Below are 17344 nucleotides of genomic sequence, written 5' to 3' on the forward strand. Positions count from 1 at the left end.
CTCACCTAGTTGACTCGACTAGGTTACAGATTAGCTCACTACCTTACCACTTTCATAAATTCTCTTAAGCTATCCACAATTTCTTTTGCTTGTGCACGATACAAATAATGATCCCCGTCAAATGTCACGACCTGACCATACACTGAATTTTTTATTTGCCTTTGATGCTCTGGTACCCATCTATCAGTGACTGGATGATTCGCTTGGATAAAGAAAATAACAGGAAGATCTTTTGGAAATGATAAATTTTCAGCTGCTTTAAAATTTTCATACATAATTTCAGCTTCATTTAACTGAGTGGAATTATACAGGTTTTTATGCTGTAGCATTCTTAATTGTTCTTTTGTTTTTTCATCATATGATAGCTCGGCGTATGGGTCATCACCCAGCTTCACCTGCAATCTTGCTAAACCCGATTGTTTAAGGAATTTTATAGTGGTAATGATGGAAGCACCAATCTTTTTCTCGCTAATCGTCGGTACACTACTATCGAGCCCCACAAATCCACTCACTTCATTAGGATATTTATTCACATAATCCAGTCCATAAAGGCCCGAAATCGAATGACCCATTAGAATATACCGCTCAATATGAAGCTGCTGTAAAGCTTCATGTACTTCACTAACAATATTTTCTGAACTCCGCTCCTTCTCAGTTAAATCACTCAATCCATAACCAAATGGCTCAACGACAACAACCTTGTAAAATGGAGACAATTCATCTACCAATGGTTGAAAATCAAGTCCCGGTGCTGCCGTTCCATAACCAGGTAAAAGTACGACAATTTCCTCGCCCTCTCCCTGAATGAAAACATTCATATTTTTTCCGTCTACTCTTACAGACTGACCATACCTTTCTATTTTCCCCTGCTCCATTTTGCTGCAAATTGTATTGACTAAGAAAACAATCAATAAAAAAAGTAATATAGCTATAACTAAACCCGCTAGTATTTTACCTATAATGGTTATCTTTTTTTTCATTCTCTTTGCACGACGATATAAAACAGCCAGTGAAAGCCTTTTACTATTTTGATCTCGTGCCACTCCTCCCTTTCGTTATCAACTTCGCATCTTCAATCCCGGCCACTTTCGCAAGCCGTTAAGAATACCCTATACAATGAAGATGTCCCCCTCATGACAACCATATGAACAGAGTATGAACAAATAAAAAAATGCTAGGGCGGTTCACGTAATGTCAAAATCTATTAACAAAGAATGGATACCTGATGACGAGTTTTTGTCAAGAATCAAAAACGCTATTATCAAATTGAAAAAACATAGGGAGATATTCATCTTCCTATGTTTTCATTCATATTATTGATCTGTTTGTTCTTGCTTCTTTTTCAAATACTCCGCACGTATTTTCTCAAGTTGCTGCTTTTTATCAAATTTGGCAGGCTTGTGTTTTTCATGATACTTTGCCACAGCAACCTTACCTTTAGTATCTAATTGATATTTCCCCATGTTGGTTCACCTACTTTTCCTGTCTTACAAATATTCTATTCAACAAATATAATATACCTTAATTTGCTGATGTATACATTATAGGCATAGCCAACCGAGTTAACCAAAAGGACTTTTTTGATGTTAAATGAAATGTTGTAACTATTTTTTAATATTGATACCTTTGTATCCAACAAATAAGATTAAAAACCAAATTGGTGCGACATATAGGGCAACACGCATGTCCGGAATAAACGCCATTAACACAATAACCATTAATAAGAAGGCAATGGCAATATACGTAGATAGAGGATAAAGCGGAATTTTAAATTTTAGTTCAGCTACTTCTTCTTTCGTTTTTGCCCTTCTAAATTTCAATTGTGCAAATAAAATAATCATCCAGCTTGTAATGACTGCAACAGTCGCAACAGCAGAAATATAGATGAACACTTTTTCAGGTACTACATAGTTTAAGACAACTGCCATTAATAACACCGCTGAAGAAAATAAAATCCCTCTACGCGGACTACCGTTTTTGCTTACCGTTTTAAAATATTTTGGACCATTTTTTTGTACCGATAAGTTGTGAAGCATGCGTCCTGAGCCATATAAACCACTATTAAATGCAGACATTGCTGCTGTAATGACAACAAAGTTAATAATGTGAGCTGCAGCAGGGATGCCGACGTAATCGAAAATTTGAACGAACGGGCTACCTTCTGAACCAACTTCGTTCCAAGGATAAATAACCATCATAACGCCCAATGCACCAATGTAGAAAATTAAAATACGCCAAACGATGTTGTTAATAGCAGAAGGAATGGACTTGCTAGGATTTTTTGCTTCTCCTGCAGAAATACCAACTAATTCAACCCCACCGAATGAGAACATAACTAATACAAGTGACATTAAAATACCATGGAAACCGTTTGGCATGAAGCCACCGTGTGCCCATAAATTTTCGAAGCCAATTGCTTCACCGTGGTTACCAACACCGAAGAAAATAATGGCTAATCCAAGAACGATCATCCCGATAATCGCAACAACTTTAATCATTGCAAACCAGAATTCAAATTCTCCGTAGGCTTTTACATTTGCTAAGTTTACAAGCGTCATCATAACAAGTACTACAAGAGCAGTTACCCATTGTGGAATATCAGGAAACCAATAGTTAATGTATACACCGACTACTGTTAATTCTGCCATACCAACGACAATCCACATAAACCAATACGTCCAGCCAGATAAGAACCCCGCAAAGCGTCCTAAATATTTATTCGCGTACGTACTGAACGAGCCTGATACAGGTTCCGCTACTGCCATTTCACCTAATGCACGCATAATGGTGAAAATAACTAATCCTCCAATTAAATAAGCTAGTAAAATAGATGGTCCAGCCATTTGAATGGTTGAACTAGAGCCATAAAATAAACCGACCCCAATGGACCCGCCAAGTGCAATTAATTGCATGTGACGAGTACTTAATCCGCGCTTTAGCTGTGAATCTTGATGATTGTCATTCATAATGTCTAACTCCTAATACGTATAGATTTTCAAATACTTTGCTCAAAAAAGGAATAAAAAAAAAACGCCCTTTTGGATTAACCAAAAGGACGATTCAACTCGTGTTACCACCTTTAATTTATAAGCAATTCACATTACTTACCTTAAGAAGTACGGTCATTTGACGATACTCTCGCACATGATTACGGATGCTTACCGGTGTAGCCTACTCAGAATGATCCTTTCGGTACACAGCTCCAAGATGAATTCTCAATCGTTTTACATGCACCTCTCATCAACCGGTAACTTTCTGTTCGTAAAAATAACTGATACTATTTCTTTTCATAGCCTTTGTTCTATACAAATATTTTTGAATTGTTTTTCATTTTACAGAAAAAAAATATTTTGTCAATACCATTTTCTTCATAACCCGCTTAACTTATATATGACATTTTACTAAATACATACAACTCACCAAATTTTATTCAGTAATTTAGCCCTTTTATAAAGAAAGACGTTTTACTTGTTATATTATTTGATTCAAATATTGCCAAATTTTAATGATAGTCTTTAACCAGTTTTTAACTTTCCTTCAGCATACTGGCCAATAATAGAATTAAATTCATCCTTTTAATCATAAGAATTTGCTTCTAGTTTATGATAGAACCTTTAGCCTACTATAAAAATAATTTCCATACTATTGAATTATGTAGATTACTGTCGAAATATACCTATATATAGTTGCGGGAGGAAGCGAATGATGAAGAAAAATTTACGGTTACGAAGCATCTCTGGGAAGTTAATGCTACTAATCACAATTATTATACTTGTAACAGTTGTGATTATCGGCTCAACAAGCTATTGGGTTGCCAAAGATCAGCTCTTAGAATCAGGTCAAAGAGAACTCCAAAGCATTGTCAAAGGGGCCTATACTTCAATAGAATTGATTAATGAAGAAGTGGAAAGTGGCAAAATAACATTAGAAGAAGGAAAAGAACAAGCCAGAATTATTCTAAATGGACCCGTCAATGAAATGGGAGAGTACGATTATCAAAAATCCAATTTTACTTACAAAGAAAATGGATATATATTAGCTTTTGACGAGGATTTAGTGTTACAACTCCATCCTTCTAAAATAGGGGGAGCTCCTGCCGATGACCTGAACAGAAGTAATCGCGAAAAAATCATTGCAGGCGGCAAGTCCAAAAATGAATCAGATCGCTTTGTCATTTATTCTGATAAACAGCCAGATGGTTCTTTTAAAGATAAAACAGCCTATACAGAATATTTTGAGCCTTGGGGCTGGACTATTGGAATTGCTGTCTTTCAAGATGAATTTTATGAAGGATTAAACATTTTACAATATATTATCTTTGGTGCAACAGTCGTACTTATTACTTTAAGCTCACTGGTATTTTATTTAGGTATTCGGAAGAAATTAAACACGTTAAAAGAAGTAGCTGAAGCCGCAACGAAAATTTCTGATGGTCATATAATGGTTACCCATCTACCTGAATCAAATGACGAAATTGGACAACTTGCGACCGCTTTCAATAAAATGTCACAGCAATTATGCACGCTCGTCGAAAAGACTAAAAATACAAGTGAACATTTATTGGATTCAGCAACTAACTTATCTGCCGTTTCAGAAGAAACATCTGCTAGTAGTGACGAAGTTGGTAGAGCCATTACTGAAATTGCTACTGGTACACAGGAACAAGCCCACGATTTGGATACCATAAACCAAACAGTAGAGCTATTATCCAATTCTATAGAAACCACAGAAAAACAAAGTAAAGTTATGTACGACATTACAAAACATGCAGAAAAAATATCATCCGAGGGAATTGAAATAGTACAACAATTACAACAGTCCAATACTATTTCACTAGCAGCCTCACAAGAAGTCAGTGATGAAATTAAAAAATTACATGATCAAATAAATCAAATCACACAGGTGATGGAAACCATTGAAACAATCGCAGAACAAACCAATTTACTAGCTTTAAATGCAAGTATTGAAGCTGCAAGAGCAGGTGAGTATGGTAGAGGATTCTCAGTGGTTGCCGATGAAATAAGAAAACTAGCAGAACAATCGAAAATGGCCACCCACCAAGTACAAGGCGTAGTTTCATCCATTGTTTCAGAAACTACTAAAACAGTTGAAACTGTAGAAGGAACAATGGAAACTGCTAAAAAGTTAAATGATGATGTAGCCCTAACACAAAGCAAATTCAATCAGATGTCTGATTCTGTTAAACAAATTGTAGAATCCATATTAGCCGTTAATAAAGAAATGGACGTGATGACATCCTATAATAAGTTGATGAGTGAAGGAATCGAAAGTGCGTCCAGCGTATCAGAGCAGACGGCCGCTTCAGTACAGGAAATTGCGTCTTCCATTGACGAGCACATTAAAGCAATTACAGATGTAGCTCATGCTGCTGAAAAACTAACGGAACTAAATCGTGAATTAAATACTTTAATGGAGCGATATACTATATAAAAGCTAGCAAACATTTTCGTTATTGCCCTTGATGATTAACATTGATTTTCTAAAAAAAGAGAGAAAGACCTTAACGTCTTTCCCTCTAGGGCATGAGGATATTTAAAGTGAGTTGAAATACCATATATGAATAGCTCACAAATAGGATAGTTAATACATTTTTTTAGCAAAGAAAAAGATTTAAGTAGGAGCGAAATTGGATAATATCTGGCTTTGTTAACAGTAAATGCGCTTCATCAACGAATATGATATCGGCCTTTTTTTCTCTTTTTAACACGTATTAATTGAGAAGTAGGCTTTGCAAAGTTTTTTCCTTTTAAATGTTTCACCTGTTTAGCTATATTTTTATACGTTTTAAATATTTCCTCATGGTTCATAGCTAAATAATTTTTTGTACGATATAAATTTGAAGATCTTCTTATACTCTTTCTTGAACTTACTTGCTTAATATTTTTACGTCCCTTTAAATGAGCTTTCATCCGATTTTTATAAAATAAACAGTTTCACCAATATAAGCTTCTTTATTGCTACTATGATAGCTACCATTTCTTTACTCCTTATCACTTTGTCAACTTTGAAAAACTAATAATTTCGTTATAGCTTTTATCATTTATTCCTGCTTTTGGCATCCACCAATATAGAACCTTAGTTTCCGTATTGGTATTGCACCGGACTGCTTTTTTAATTTTGCCTTAATCCGTTTAGTGTGATAGTAATTTATATATTTTTCTAATTCTATTTTAAAATGCTCTATACTTTCAAATTCCCTCATGTAAAGGAATTCAGATTTCATAATTCCAAAGAAATTCTCCATGACAGATTTGTCGTAACAGTTTCCTTTACGAGACATACTTTGAACAACCCCTCTTGATTCTAAGGCGTGACGATATTGATTCATTTGATAATGCCAGCCTTGATCGGAATGCATGAGTAACTGGTGGTGCTCAGGTAAACGTTCGAGTGCTTTGTCCAACATGTCTGAAACAAGTGAATAGGTTGGTCTAGAGCCAATTGTATACGTGATAATTTCTCCGTTAAATAAATCTAAAACTGGCGATAAATAAAGTTTCTCACCGAATAATTTAAATTCCGTAATATCTGTTACCCATTTTTCATTTGGGGCATCTGCTTTAAAATTGCGGTCTAAAATATTTGGCGCAATTTTGCCAACGTTTCCGGTAATACGTATGAATCGACCAGATCCAGAGAAATAAAGGCGATTTATGAAGAACATGAAGGGCGTTATGGTTATCGCCGTATTCGTGATGAGCTAGCGAATCGTGGGCAAAAAGTGAATCATAAAAAGTGCAACGTATCATGAAAGAACTGGGTTTAATTTGTGTTGTACGTATGGAAAAATATAAATCCTATAAGTACGTACTTCGTGGAATGCCAGCGAGTTTTACAAGTGCTTTCACCGAATATTTATGCCTTAACTCAAAGAATACTTGTGCTTTGTCCTGTTTGGTGATTTTTCCTTGTTTTGAACTAAGGCATTCAACTTTTTTAAATACTCGTTTTCCATTTCCAGTTGTTTAATACGTGCTTCAAGTGCTCCGGTAGAGCCTTTAACTGGTGCTTGTTTCGATTGTTTATTGAATTCTTTTTTCATGAATGGACGCCCCTTTTTCTTTGATTGAAGGGCATCTAATCCTTGAGTTTCATATTGCTTTCTCCAAGCACTAATTGTTGAAGGGGCAGGGATCTTAAAAATCGCTGCCGTTTCGTTTAAGGACATACCATTTTCAATCATAAAAGTTAGTACATCCATTTTAAACTCTAGTGTGTAATTTGTATACGGCTGAATAAAAGCTTCAACTCCATTGTATTCATATTGCTTAACCCATTTAAGGATTGCTTTATTATCAGTCCCCATAGATTTAGCTATATCATAGGAGCTTTCCGTTCCACTTAAGTAGCGCTCGATAGCTTGTAATTTATCTTCGGCAGTATATTTGACCATAAAAAAACTGCACCTCCAATTGTTAGTTGTGTCTAACAATTGGGGAGCAGTTTAGTTAACTACGGTTTTAACTACGATTAAAATATTATTTTATAATTTATTGTAATTAAACAAAAATTTCTAAACCTATACTCAATTTTTAATTTATGTAAAACTTGTTTCAATAATTACTTTCCTCATTACCTAAAAAGACTATTAAGCAAGATATGATTAATTCTACGATATCTCAATCTGTTTCAACTATTTCATCCAATTGAATCATTTCTATCTGATAAATCTGCCTGGTTTAGTTTAAGGCATTCAATTAGTTTTAAATTATGTTTTTCTCCCCCATTATAAATGAACTTCTTTTTTAAGAATTCATCTATATCCCTAATATTTGCAGATTCAATTATAGATTCCAAAGCTTTAGTTGCTTTTCTCTTATATTTCCTTTTTAAAATATCAATAACTAAGTTTGCAATAGTAATACTTAAAATATACGGCAATAGTAAAACATAACCCAAGTTAATTACGTTATTTTTGGAAAATTTCTCAACATAATTTAAAAATTTTTGTTCTTCCTCTTCTATACTTGTATATTCAGAAATATCTATACTCTGAATAACTGTAGATATTTTTTCCCCAGATACATTAGCATAAAAGAAAATACATACACTAATCAATATTATAACTAAATTAGCAATTTTCAATGATTCGCCCAAATCCTCTAATTGATACGGTGGGGTATAGAATATAAATATTAAAAGTAACACAATAGACCCTATAATAAAGAGTATGATTTGTAGAATATATTCCTCTACAATAAAACCTAATAATATTATATCTTCAGTGTTTAAAATACTAAACAAATTTTGTAGATCAGTGTATTTATTTCCATTTAGAAAGCCAGTAATTATTATCAGCACAGTTGTAAGAGTCACTAAAAATACAAACAAGCCATAAAATGTAGTTAATAGTATCGTAATAACCTTTAAAATTTTATTATTTTTAGATATAGATATACTCGCTATTGGTAAAAATACTAATACACAAAACCCCACAAAACTAATAGCACTATTTCCAAACTTAGTTAAAATTTGCGCATTTACATCTAATGCAATAATTATGAACAATACAATTGCAAATATATCACCTATTTGTTCTCCTCTTTGTAGAGAATCGTTTTTATAATTTTTTTCATTTAAATAAAAAAAATCTAACTTATTCAACTTTAATCTTCTATTTAGAACTCTAGTAAAAAACAATAGGCAAATCAAAATTATAGTACCATTAAACATCACCATATTCATTTTAGTAAAAACCATAATAATTAATAAGAAAAAGAACAATACATAAAACAAAATAAAAGCTCTAACACTTAGTATAAATTTCCAATTAATCATAATTTCCCCCTAGCCTAAATGTTAAAAATGTCTACTATTATTTTTACATTCCTCGCAGTGCCGTCTAATCAATACTTTTGTGAATTAAATATCAATGATACTTGTTTTCAAGTACAGTCTCAAATATTTTTATCACTTGTCGAATATAAGGGTCGTTTGCGTCAAAATAATAGTTAATTGACTTTGATAGTACTCTTAAATTTGCAGTAGACTTATTGAACATAGACGATGGTAAGATTCCTACCTTTAGCTAAGCAAAAATCTTCAAAACGTTTATAGTCCCCAGCATACGTTTTTAACTTTTTTTCAATTTGCTTTTGAATAGCAGCTTCTACATTTTTATCTGTCTGTATCTCAAGATTTAACAGCTCACCCATTGTTTCAAAACACCTATTTTGGATTTTTAAGGTAATTAAATTCTATCATTCTCAAGTTATGAAAAGCAATCTTTTCGTAATTTGAATCTATCAAAAAGTCCACTCGACAATTTATCAAGTGGACAATTTTGTTGTCTGACTATATTAATAGAAACAACAATTATAACTTTTCTTTAAGAATTGATTTTAATAATTCAATAGCTGGTTCATCTCTTGGACCATCTGTACCTAATTCACCTTTGAAAGCTTTTGAAAGAATAGATTGTTTAACCGATTCTACTTCTTTATTTGTCGGAATCAATTTAAAAATTAAATTTTTTATCTATTAACGCTTCTAATTTGAAGATAATTTGTTCTTGTTCTTCAAGCGAAGGAATTGGCATAACCAGGTTTCTGCTTTGAGTAATATAAATATTACTTTGACCTACTACACCTCTAGTTGCCTCAATTACCTCTGCTAAGCTTGATTCATATTCATTGCCTCATATCACTCTGGAATAATTGCAAACTTCTTCAATGGAGGACCTACAATATTCATAATTACATCATTTGGCTGTAAACGAGATTTCTTTTATTTCCCTTGATGAACCTCTTTAGGAATATATTGTGGCTGATATTTAAAATCAATTTCGTTATTTACAATATTATAAACTTTTAAAAATAGAATTTCTCCCTCATCACTTAAATCCTTACTTGGTGTTGAACCACAAGTAATATTATGACAAAAAGTGCTTGTTTTTAAATATAGCCAACCATTACTGTCAACTTTAATCTCTTCCTGAAATAAGCTGTCTAACTCACTAAGTTCTTTCTTACTTTCTACCACTTTATATCTTTCTTCTCGAATTTTCATTAATCTTTGTTGTGAGCTATCAAAAGAATTATTATTTCTAAAATCGACTGTTAATTCTTCTGTAAAAACTAATTTCAATATAGCTTCACGTCGAATCTTAAATGTCTCTTTGGCTTCATCTATTTTAGCAAATAAAATTGAAATTTTATTTACTATTTTCTTTTGTTCATTTATAGGTGCTAAAGGAAAAGCATATTGCATTACTTCTTTGGGTCTCGCACGTGTTAAGAGCCACCTACACCACTGACATTAGAACATAACTTACTTCTAAATTCTGGTGACTTAAAATAATATGCTAGGAATTCTGAAGAAATACTTTGATTTTTGATAATTATCCATTCTGTCGATGCTATGATTCTAGAGTTAATATATTTTCCTACAACCCATACTCGATTTATTTTAGGGTTGATTTTACTAATTAATACATCTCCTGTTTCAACGATTTGCTTATTAGATTTTATTTCCCACCCATTAACGACTTCTGGTGAACCACTCTCAAAGCTTGACACACTATATAAAATAAATTTTTCATCTGGAAAATTACTAGGTTCTATATTAGGGTTTATCGCTTCATTAACACTATTTAATACAGTCCAAACCCTCTCATGCGGAATCTCATTTGGCTGGTCATCCTCTGGTACTAATGCTTCTTCCAATAAGTCATCCAACGTCTTTTTCTTCTTACTCACGATCCTTCACCTCAATCGCTTTCAGGTCAGTTACAACTTCACCTAACAATTCCATTGCTTGTTGCAACTTGTTAATTGCTTCTTCTGCTGATTCAATCGGGTCTGGTAAATTGTCATAGGCTGATAATGATTCATCTGCAATTAAGCCAATATCTAAGATATCACCTTTAGCTGCAATCGCTTCACGCGTAAATAGATTCCATCGTTCATCTTGTACTTTTGTGCTGTCTTCTGAATCGTATGCTTCGACAAATCCATTGAAATATTTCTCTGTTAAAGGTGTACGAACTCCGAATGACGGCATATTTGTACGTAAATCATATATCCAAACATCTTTTGTATTATCTGGCTGTTAAACTAGATTGTGACATACTGTGAGAGTAATTCAAATACCTAATTATATAAAAAGAAGGACGAAAATATGGTTAGCGTATATATACAGAGACAACAAAAATGTCCATTCAATAAAAATTCTTAGAGCATATCCAGATAGAAGGGTATGCTTTTTCTGATGCATAAACATAGGACTGTTCATCAATGCGATGCGACGGTGCAATTTATTATATAGTAAGCAAAAATACTTTATGGAAAGCGAATTAATAGGGAGAAATCAATCATTTGGCTTTCTATACTAAAAAGAGCTTAATTTCTTTGTAAATAAAAGCACGTTTAACATTAGGGTGTTATCGCTAAATGTAGGGGGGAGGGTTAAAACCACACAAAATTTGCTATTCAACATAAGCAAGTCCAGCCCGAAACACACACCACGACTAAATTTTCGATACGATAGGCTTCTATGAAATATTTGTTCGTCTATTCTAATAATTTCCATTGTAGTACAATTAGATCAAATACTTAGATGGAACTTGCTTAATACGGCTTTTATTGATTTCAAACGAATTAACTTAGTACGTTGGCTTACATCTAATGCACCCAAGTAATTATAAATACTGTCAATGTTAATCTGCTCTACAAACTCAATACCGTTTATTTGTACAAACTGCTTAAATATATACTCATAACTCTCAATCGTGCGTGGTCTATTCCCCGCTACCTTCATTTGATTAAACACTGTAGCAAGTGCTTCTTCTATCGGTTTACCTGTTAGCTTCTGTTGTTGCATTTCTTCTGTTTGAATCATCTCTACCGCTTCACTAGAAACTGCAAAAATGCCATGCTTACGTTTCCTATTAGACATAGAAAAAACCTCCTAAAATGTATTTAGAAGGTCTTTGAGTCAGTTCAAATATGTCAATTTTTCATAAGAATAAGAAAAGGGATATTGCACAAGAGTTCAACTCCCATTCAATATCCCTAATCTCGAAAAACGTTGATATGACTACGTTTGTAGCCACTTTATGTATGGAGACGGCGGGGCTTCTGGGAGCACAACCACCGTTTGTTGTAATAGCAGTGCATATAATAGCTTTTATGTCTCTACCTAAAAGATTAACTACGAATTTAACTACGATTCATTAAAGGCCATTTTTTTAGACATCCTCTTGATGAGGTACATATTTCCATGTAGCTAATGTTGTCATCGTACCACTTTCATCGACATAGGTTATACGTTGTGCACCTTTTTCTAAAAACAGCTCATCTTTTGAATTACCTAAAATATATCCTAAGTAGGAATTTATCGGTTCTTTGACAGAATAATTTTTATCTGTTAGCTTCTCTACTAATTCTACTAAGGTAAAATATTCTTCTTGCTTTTCTTCTCCAGGCTGTGAAATCGTTTGAATTGCTTCTTTTATTTGATCCATATCTATATTATATTCACTCTTCAACTTAAGTAAATTAGATACTACAATGGTATTTCTCTCCTGTTGTATAGTGCCACGGTAAGCTTCACTTTCTTCTTCTGATACTTCATAGCTTTGAAGTTCAGCAATAGCACTATTTAATACACTTTCTAATTCTCCGCTTAACTCTATAACTTTATCAAGTTGCTTTTTCTCAAACAGCTTATTATGTGCAATTAAATTCCTAATTTCAGCTAGTTCTTCCCACTTATTCTTAAAATTCCCATCGAAAATTCCATCAAAGAATTTTTCTTTATTAGACATTACGGATCTCTTTAAATTATTAAACTCTTCAAGACTCGAACATTCTTTTAAGCGATTTAGGACCTCATTCTTATTTTTAAATGCGGAGAAATTATCATAAATAAATGATAGTAAATCCTTGAAATCAATATGATAAATATCTTGATTAATCAGATTTCCAAAAGCTGCTTTTTCACTCCGCTTTCCTGATTTTTCCTTTTCGGAATCATTTACATTCAACTCCCACCACTCATCACCAACTTTTAAAATCATAAAGTTCATGATATATTGTCGGAGTAAATTTTCCACCTTATTTATATATGGATACCCCTGTTCACAGAGCTTAAGAGAAATTTCATCTTTTATCACATATCGTTTAGTAGCACATTGCTTCATCAGGTTAAAATATGTTCCTCGAAAAGATTCAACAGCATCAAAACTTCCTTCTAATGTTAACTTAACAACATTGTTACCAAAAGTATCATTATTAATATTTACAGTTTGCTTTAACTCTTGATCTAAATATTTAAAACTCAAACATTTCCCATTCAAACTCAACTCTTGAATATCACCATGAGATAATACCAGATGATGAATCTGTTTTTCTTTAATATTTTTGTATAGTGATGTTAGTGATGCTAAAATCATTTCTAAAGAATATATACTCATATTTTCAAACAACCTCTTTTCATCAATACGTCGTTTTTTATTTTTACAACATAACTTTTTATGCGTTGGATTCTAAACTCTAAATTCAAAATCACATATCACTTTAATATTTTAACATTAAATCCAGAATCAAGAATGCGATTTTTATTATACCCTCTCAAAACAGGATGGTATTTCATATATTCATAATAGGCTTCTTGACCTTGCTTTCCTTTTTGATGTAAGTCATGTCTCATGCTACGAACATCTTTTAATAGTACAGTGAGAACTTTTTTAATATCCTCTCTTTCAGTACTTGTAACTACTCTAATGCCATTTAAAGTCCATTGCTTATTACTAATCGGATAATATAATCTATTGGGCATTTCATAAAATTCAATATCCTTCAAGATAAAAGCATCTGGATGTGAAAAAATTCGCACCTCAAAATATTCGTCATTCATTGTGTCAATCCAAGCTATGCTCAAACGTTGAATTTGTATGTCGTCAATTAAAATGCCGTTCTTCCCTTTTAACGCATCACAAATAAGCTTTGCATAATTATCTAAATCACCTGAATCAGGTGTCTCATATCTTCTTTGCTCATTTAGATACAAATTGATTTCCACTCTTACTTCGTCGTAAAAATAATAATGCAGTTTTTTGAAATACTCCTGAACAGTTGCTTTAAAATGCTGGCTATTTTTGTTCCCATAAGGTATTGGTTGAATATAAAACTTTTGATGATATTGACCTAAGAACGGGTTGAAACCTTTTTCATGCTGCTTTTGTTCGTATTCATATGGCATTAATTCATCTTTCAAATAAGATCCCCCTTTGTGTAGAATTGAAGTAATCACCTAATTACCCCTCTTTATTTTACTAAATAAATTCCAAAAATTTTATATTTAAATAGTAAGAAGACAGATTTCAATTTATTGATTCACTTCCCCATAAACCTCATTCATCATATCTTCCATAATGTATGACTTAAACTCGTCGTTCTCTAAAATCTTCATAAAGAACTCCTGATTGCTGCTCATACGGTCGATAACGAAATCCATGAATGTTTTTTCGAAAGCAAATTTGAAATTTTCTTTTGTATTGTTTAATGCTTTTTGGCGGATGTCTTCACTGTTCAACATATCTTCCTTCACTTGCTCACGTGATAAGTAGTCTGTTTCTGTGAAGTTCGTACCAAAGCGGTCATTTAACTTATCAAGTACGCTGGATAATCGCACCTTTTCATCTTCAGCTGCACCACCAGCACCATGTTTTTGCGGATCAAGTTCGTGACCACCTGTTTTCTCAAGCTCGATGCTGCCTTCAAATACTTTTTGATTGCGGTAGTATTCAAGTGCGACATCATCAGCTAAATAAACGTCTTTATCCTCTTTCCCACGTGGTAACTTACGCAACAAGTACGTTAAATAAATATATTGCTTGTGTAAGCCTAAGTCGATGAACGTTACGACTTGTAGTACAAAGCTATACGTACGTGTGAATTTTGTTGCGGCCTGTTTAAAAGCAATTTGCTCTTCTTCTGACAGTTTTTTATAGCGTTCGACACCTTTATCAAGAATCGCATTTAACTCTGTTTGCGCCTTCGTAGACTTTTTCACACCACCTGTTACTTCAAGCTCATTGACCTTTTGTACTTCCTCTTCTGTAAACACCTGATATGGCTCAATTTCAGCTTGCATATCATATAAGATGTTTGGGTCTGTAACTTCAGATAAACTTGTTGATTCATAGTACGGCTGGAAGGAATTTTTGATGTCTTCTGGGTCGTTGATGAAATCGAGTACGAATGTATCTTCTTTACCAGGACACGTACGGTTTAAACGAGATAATGTTTGTACCGCTTTAATGCCACTTAATGGTTTGTCTACATACATTGTGTGTAGCAACGGCTCATCAAAGCCTGTTTGATATTTCTCAGCTACAAGTAACACTTTGTATTCATCTGAATGGAACTTTTCAGGTAGCTCCTTATCTGAGAATTTGTTCATGTCTGGCTCTGTATAGTTGATTTCACCGTCTTTCACGGTACCAGATAAAGCAACAACCGTTTTTAAATCATCATAACCCATTTCATTAATGTATTTATCAAAGGCAATTTTATAACGCACTGCATGTAAACGGCTCGCTGTTACAACCATTGCTTTTGCACGACCACCAATTTTACGTTTTACAAAATTGCGATAATGCTCAATAATGATTTCTGTTTTTTGTGCAATGCTATGTGGGTGCAGTGACACATATTGTGCGAGCTTTTTCGTTGCTTGCTTTTGTGATACTTCTGGATCATCATCTACTGTCTTCGCAATTTTCCAGAACGTTTTATACGTCGTGTAGTTTTCAAGCACATCTAAAATAAAGCCTTCTTCAATCGCTTGGCGCATCGTGTACTGATGGAATGCTACTGGTTTGCCGTCTACACCAACTGTACCGAACTTCTCTAATGTTTTAGGCTTCGGTGTCGCCGTAAATGCAAAAAACGATACGTTATCTTGCTTACCACTCTTCATGATTGCTTCTACGATTTTCTCGTCCACATCATCTAAATTTTCTTCTGCAATTCGGTCTTCCTCGTAAGCTGCTTCTAACGTCTTATCCGATAAAACATTCGTTAATGCAGTAGAAGCTTTACCACCTTGAGATGAGTGCGCTTCGTCAATAATAACAGCATATTTTTTACGCTCTAAGCCCGCTACTTTTTCTAAAATGAACGGGAACTTTTGAAGCGTTGTAATGATAATGCGTGTTTCATTATTAATCGCACGTGCTAATTGATCTGAATCTTTATCAATTGGCTCGACCATCCCTGCCTTATGCTCCAACTGATACACCGCATCTTGTAACTGCTTATCTAAAACTCGACGGTCGGTAATCACGATAACACTACTAAAAATCGATTCATTGTCCTCGTTATGTAGTTTTGCTAAACGGTGAGCAAGCCATGAAATCGAGTTCGTTTTACCCGATCCGGCAGAGTGCTGAATTGAATAGTTATGACCGACTTGTTTTTGTTTTACATCTGCTTCTAATTTACGAACTACATCAAGCTGGTGGAAACGAGGGAAGATTAGCATTTGACGCTCACCAATCGTTTCTCCATTTGAATCTTTAATAGCGTCTTTCTTAATAAAGATGAAACGGTATAAAATATCGAGTAAGCTATCTGGTACTAAAATCTCGTCCCATAAATAATGCGTACGATAATTGCTGCCATATGCTAAAGGATTACCCTTTCCACCATTGTCACCTTTATTAAATGGTAGGAAGTATGTTTTCCCTTTATCTAGCTTTGTCGCCATAAATACTTCATCTGGGTCCACTGCAAAGTAAACCGCTACACGCTCATTAAATTTAAACAGTTGCTCACGTGGATCACGGTCAAACTTTAGCTGCTTCATCGCATGCTCCACTGTTTGATTCGTTAATGGATTTTTCAGCTCCATCACAACAAGCGGTAAGCCGTTCAGAAACAGCACCATATCTAAACTATTGTTATGCTTGTCACTGTAATACACTTGGCGAGCCACATTAAAACGATTTTTCGCATACTGCTCATTTAACGTCTTATTCATATCCGTAGGTGGCTTATTATACGCAAGCTGTAACGTCACACCACGGTCTTTAATACCTTTACGTAAACATTCAACTAAGCCTTGTTTATGCAACTGATCTTTAATACGCTTTAACACTTCTTCTTTATAAGAAGGACCATACGATTTCTCTAACGTACGCATACGTTTTTCCTGCGTAGCTTCTAAAAATGCAAATAGCTCCTCAACGTCAATGGCATGCTGCTTAAAAGTAGCACTCGCATCACCTTCAAGCACACGTTTTTTATAACCATTCGCAATTAATGCAGCTTCAATATTTGTTTCAAAACCTTTTTCTGAAGTATCCACTGCCATCACA

12 protein-coding genes, 4 pseudogenes and 1 other annotated feature are annotated in these 17344 nt (G+C 33.8%); of the genes and pseudogenes, 2 read left to right on the forward strand and 14 right to left on the reverse strand.

Annotation, left to right across the window (positions count from 1 at the left end; genetic code table 11):
- Positions 1–38: 38 nt before the first annotated feature.
- The 3 genes from ACOZBY_RS18365 to ACOZBY_RS18375 all read right to left on the reverse strand — a co-directional run bounded on the left by ACOZBY_RS18365 (position 39) and on the right by ACOZBY_RS18375 (position 2966).
- Positions 39–980 carry an alpha/beta fold hydrolase gene (locus ACOZBY_RS18365; protein WP_422762604.1) on the reverse strand — a complete coding sequence of 314 codons (942 nt, stop codon included), beginning with the start codon at positions 978–980 and terminating at the stop codon, positions 39–41.
- 333 nt (positions 981–1313) lie between these two features.
- On the reverse strand, positions 1314–1463 hold the full coding sequence (locus ACOZBY_RS18370) for a hypothetical protein (protein WP_012292280.1): 150 nt from the start codon (positions 1461–1463) through the stop codon (positions 1314–1316).
- 141 nt (positions 1464–1604) lie between these two features.
- A complete protein-coding gene (locus ACOZBY_RS18375) occupies positions 1605–2966 on the reverse strand; it encodes an amino acid permease (protein WP_036164297.1) in 1362 nt (453 codons plus the stop codon).
- Positions 2967–3048: 82 nt separating this feature from the next.
- Positions 3049–3300 (reverse strand) — a binding site (T-box leader).
- 402 nt (positions 3301–3702) lie between these two features.
- Here ACOZBY_RS18375 and ACOZBY_RS18380 point away from each other — a divergent pair.
- Entirely contained in the window at positions 3703–5451 is a 1749-nt protein-coding gene (locus tag ACOZBY_RS18380; protein WP_036217833.1) for a methyl-accepting chemotaxis protein, read from the forward strand.
- A 645-nt stretch (positions 5452–6096) separates the two neighbouring features.
- Here ACOZBY_RS18380 and ACOZBY_RS18385 read toward each other — a convergent pair.
- Positions 6097–6632, reverse strand: a pseudogene (locus ACOZBY_RS18385) (IS3 family transposase); the annotation flags it as partial.
- A 26-nt stretch (positions 6633–6658) separates the two neighbouring features.
- Between ACOZBY_RS18385 and ACOZBY_RS18390 the strand changes: the two are divergent.
- Positions 6659–6825, forward strand: a pseudogene (locus tag ACOZBY_RS18390) (IS3 family transposase); the annotation flags it as partial.
- On the opposite strand, the pseudogene ACOZBY_RS18395 reads toward ACOZBY_RS18390, so the two are convergent.
- The 10 genes and pseudogenes from ACOZBY_RS18395 to ACOZBY_RS18440 all read right to left on the reverse strand — a co-directional run.
- A pseudogene (locus ACOZBY_RS18395) lies at positions 6822–7414 on the reverse strand (helix-turn-helix domain-containing protein); the annotation flags it as partial. The pseudogenes ACOZBY_RS18390 and ACOZBY_RS18395 overlap by 4 nt on opposite strands.
- Positions 7415–7659: 245 nt before the next feature.
- Positions 7660–8799 carry a hypothetical protein gene (locus ACOZBY_RS18400; RefSeq protein WP_197150272.1) on the reverse strand — a complete coding sequence of 380 codons (1140 nt, stop codon included), beginning with the start codon at positions 8797–8799 and terminating at the stop codon, positions 7660–7662.
- A 212-nt stretch (positions 8800–9011) separates the two neighbouring features.
- Positions 9012–9176 (reverse strand): hypothetical protein, encoded by a 165-nt coding sequence (locus ACOZBY_RS18405; protein ID WP_197150274.1) that lies wholly within the window; start codon positions 9174–9176, stop codon positions 9012–9014.
- Between the two features lie 571 nt (positions 9177–9747).
- Complete coding sequence (locus ACOZBY_RS18410) at positions 9748–10230, reverse strand: hypothetical protein (RefSeq protein WP_197150279.1); 483 nt, start codon at positions 10228–10230, stop codon at positions 9748–9750.
- A gap of 23 nt (positions 10231–10253) precedes the next feature.
- Positions 10254–10718: a hypothetical protein gene (locus ACOZBY_RS18415; protein WP_197150281.1), complete on the reverse strand. Its 465-nt coding sequence runs from the start codon at positions 10716–10718 to the stop codon at positions 10254–10256.
- Positions 10711–11064 (reverse strand): annotated as a pseudogene (locus ACOZBY_RS18420) (SAM-dependent methyltransferase); the annotation flags it as partial. The pseudogene ACOZBY_RS18420 and the gene ACOZBY_RS18415, both read right to left, overlap by 8 nt.
- A gap of 501 nt (positions 11065–11565) precedes the next feature.
- Positions 11566–11916 (reverse strand): hypothetical protein, encoded by a 351-nt coding sequence (locus tag ACOZBY_RS18425; protein WP_197150282.1) that lies wholly within the window; start codon positions 11914–11916, stop codon positions 11566–11568.
- Positions 11917–12208: 292 nt separating this feature from the next.
- Positions 12209–13435, reverse strand: a complete 1227-nt coding sequence (locus tag ACOZBY_RS18430) for a Swt1 family HEPN domain-containing protein (RefSeq protein WP_197150283.1) — start codon at positions 13433–13435, stop codon at positions 12209–12211.
- A gap of 98 nt (positions 13436–13533) precedes the next feature.
- Positions 13534–14238, reverse strand: coding sequence for a RusA family crossover junction endodeoxyribonuclease (locus ACOZBY_RS18435; protein ID WP_197150284.1), 705 nt, complete (start codon positions 14236–14238; stop codon positions 13534–13536).
- Between the two features lie 111 nt (positions 14239–14349).
- Entirely contained in the window at positions 14350–17340 is a 2991-nt protein-coding gene (locus ACOZBY_RS18440; protein ID WP_422762596.1) for a type I restriction endonuclease subunit R, read from the reverse strand.
- Positions 17341–17344: the final 4 nt, after the last annotated feature.

Origin of the sequence: Lysinibacillus sp. NPDC056220 (assembly GCF_049315265.1) — a bacterium.
GTDB lineage: Bacteria > Bacillota > Bacilli > Bacillales_A > Planococcaceae > Lysinibacillus > Lysinibacillus pinottii.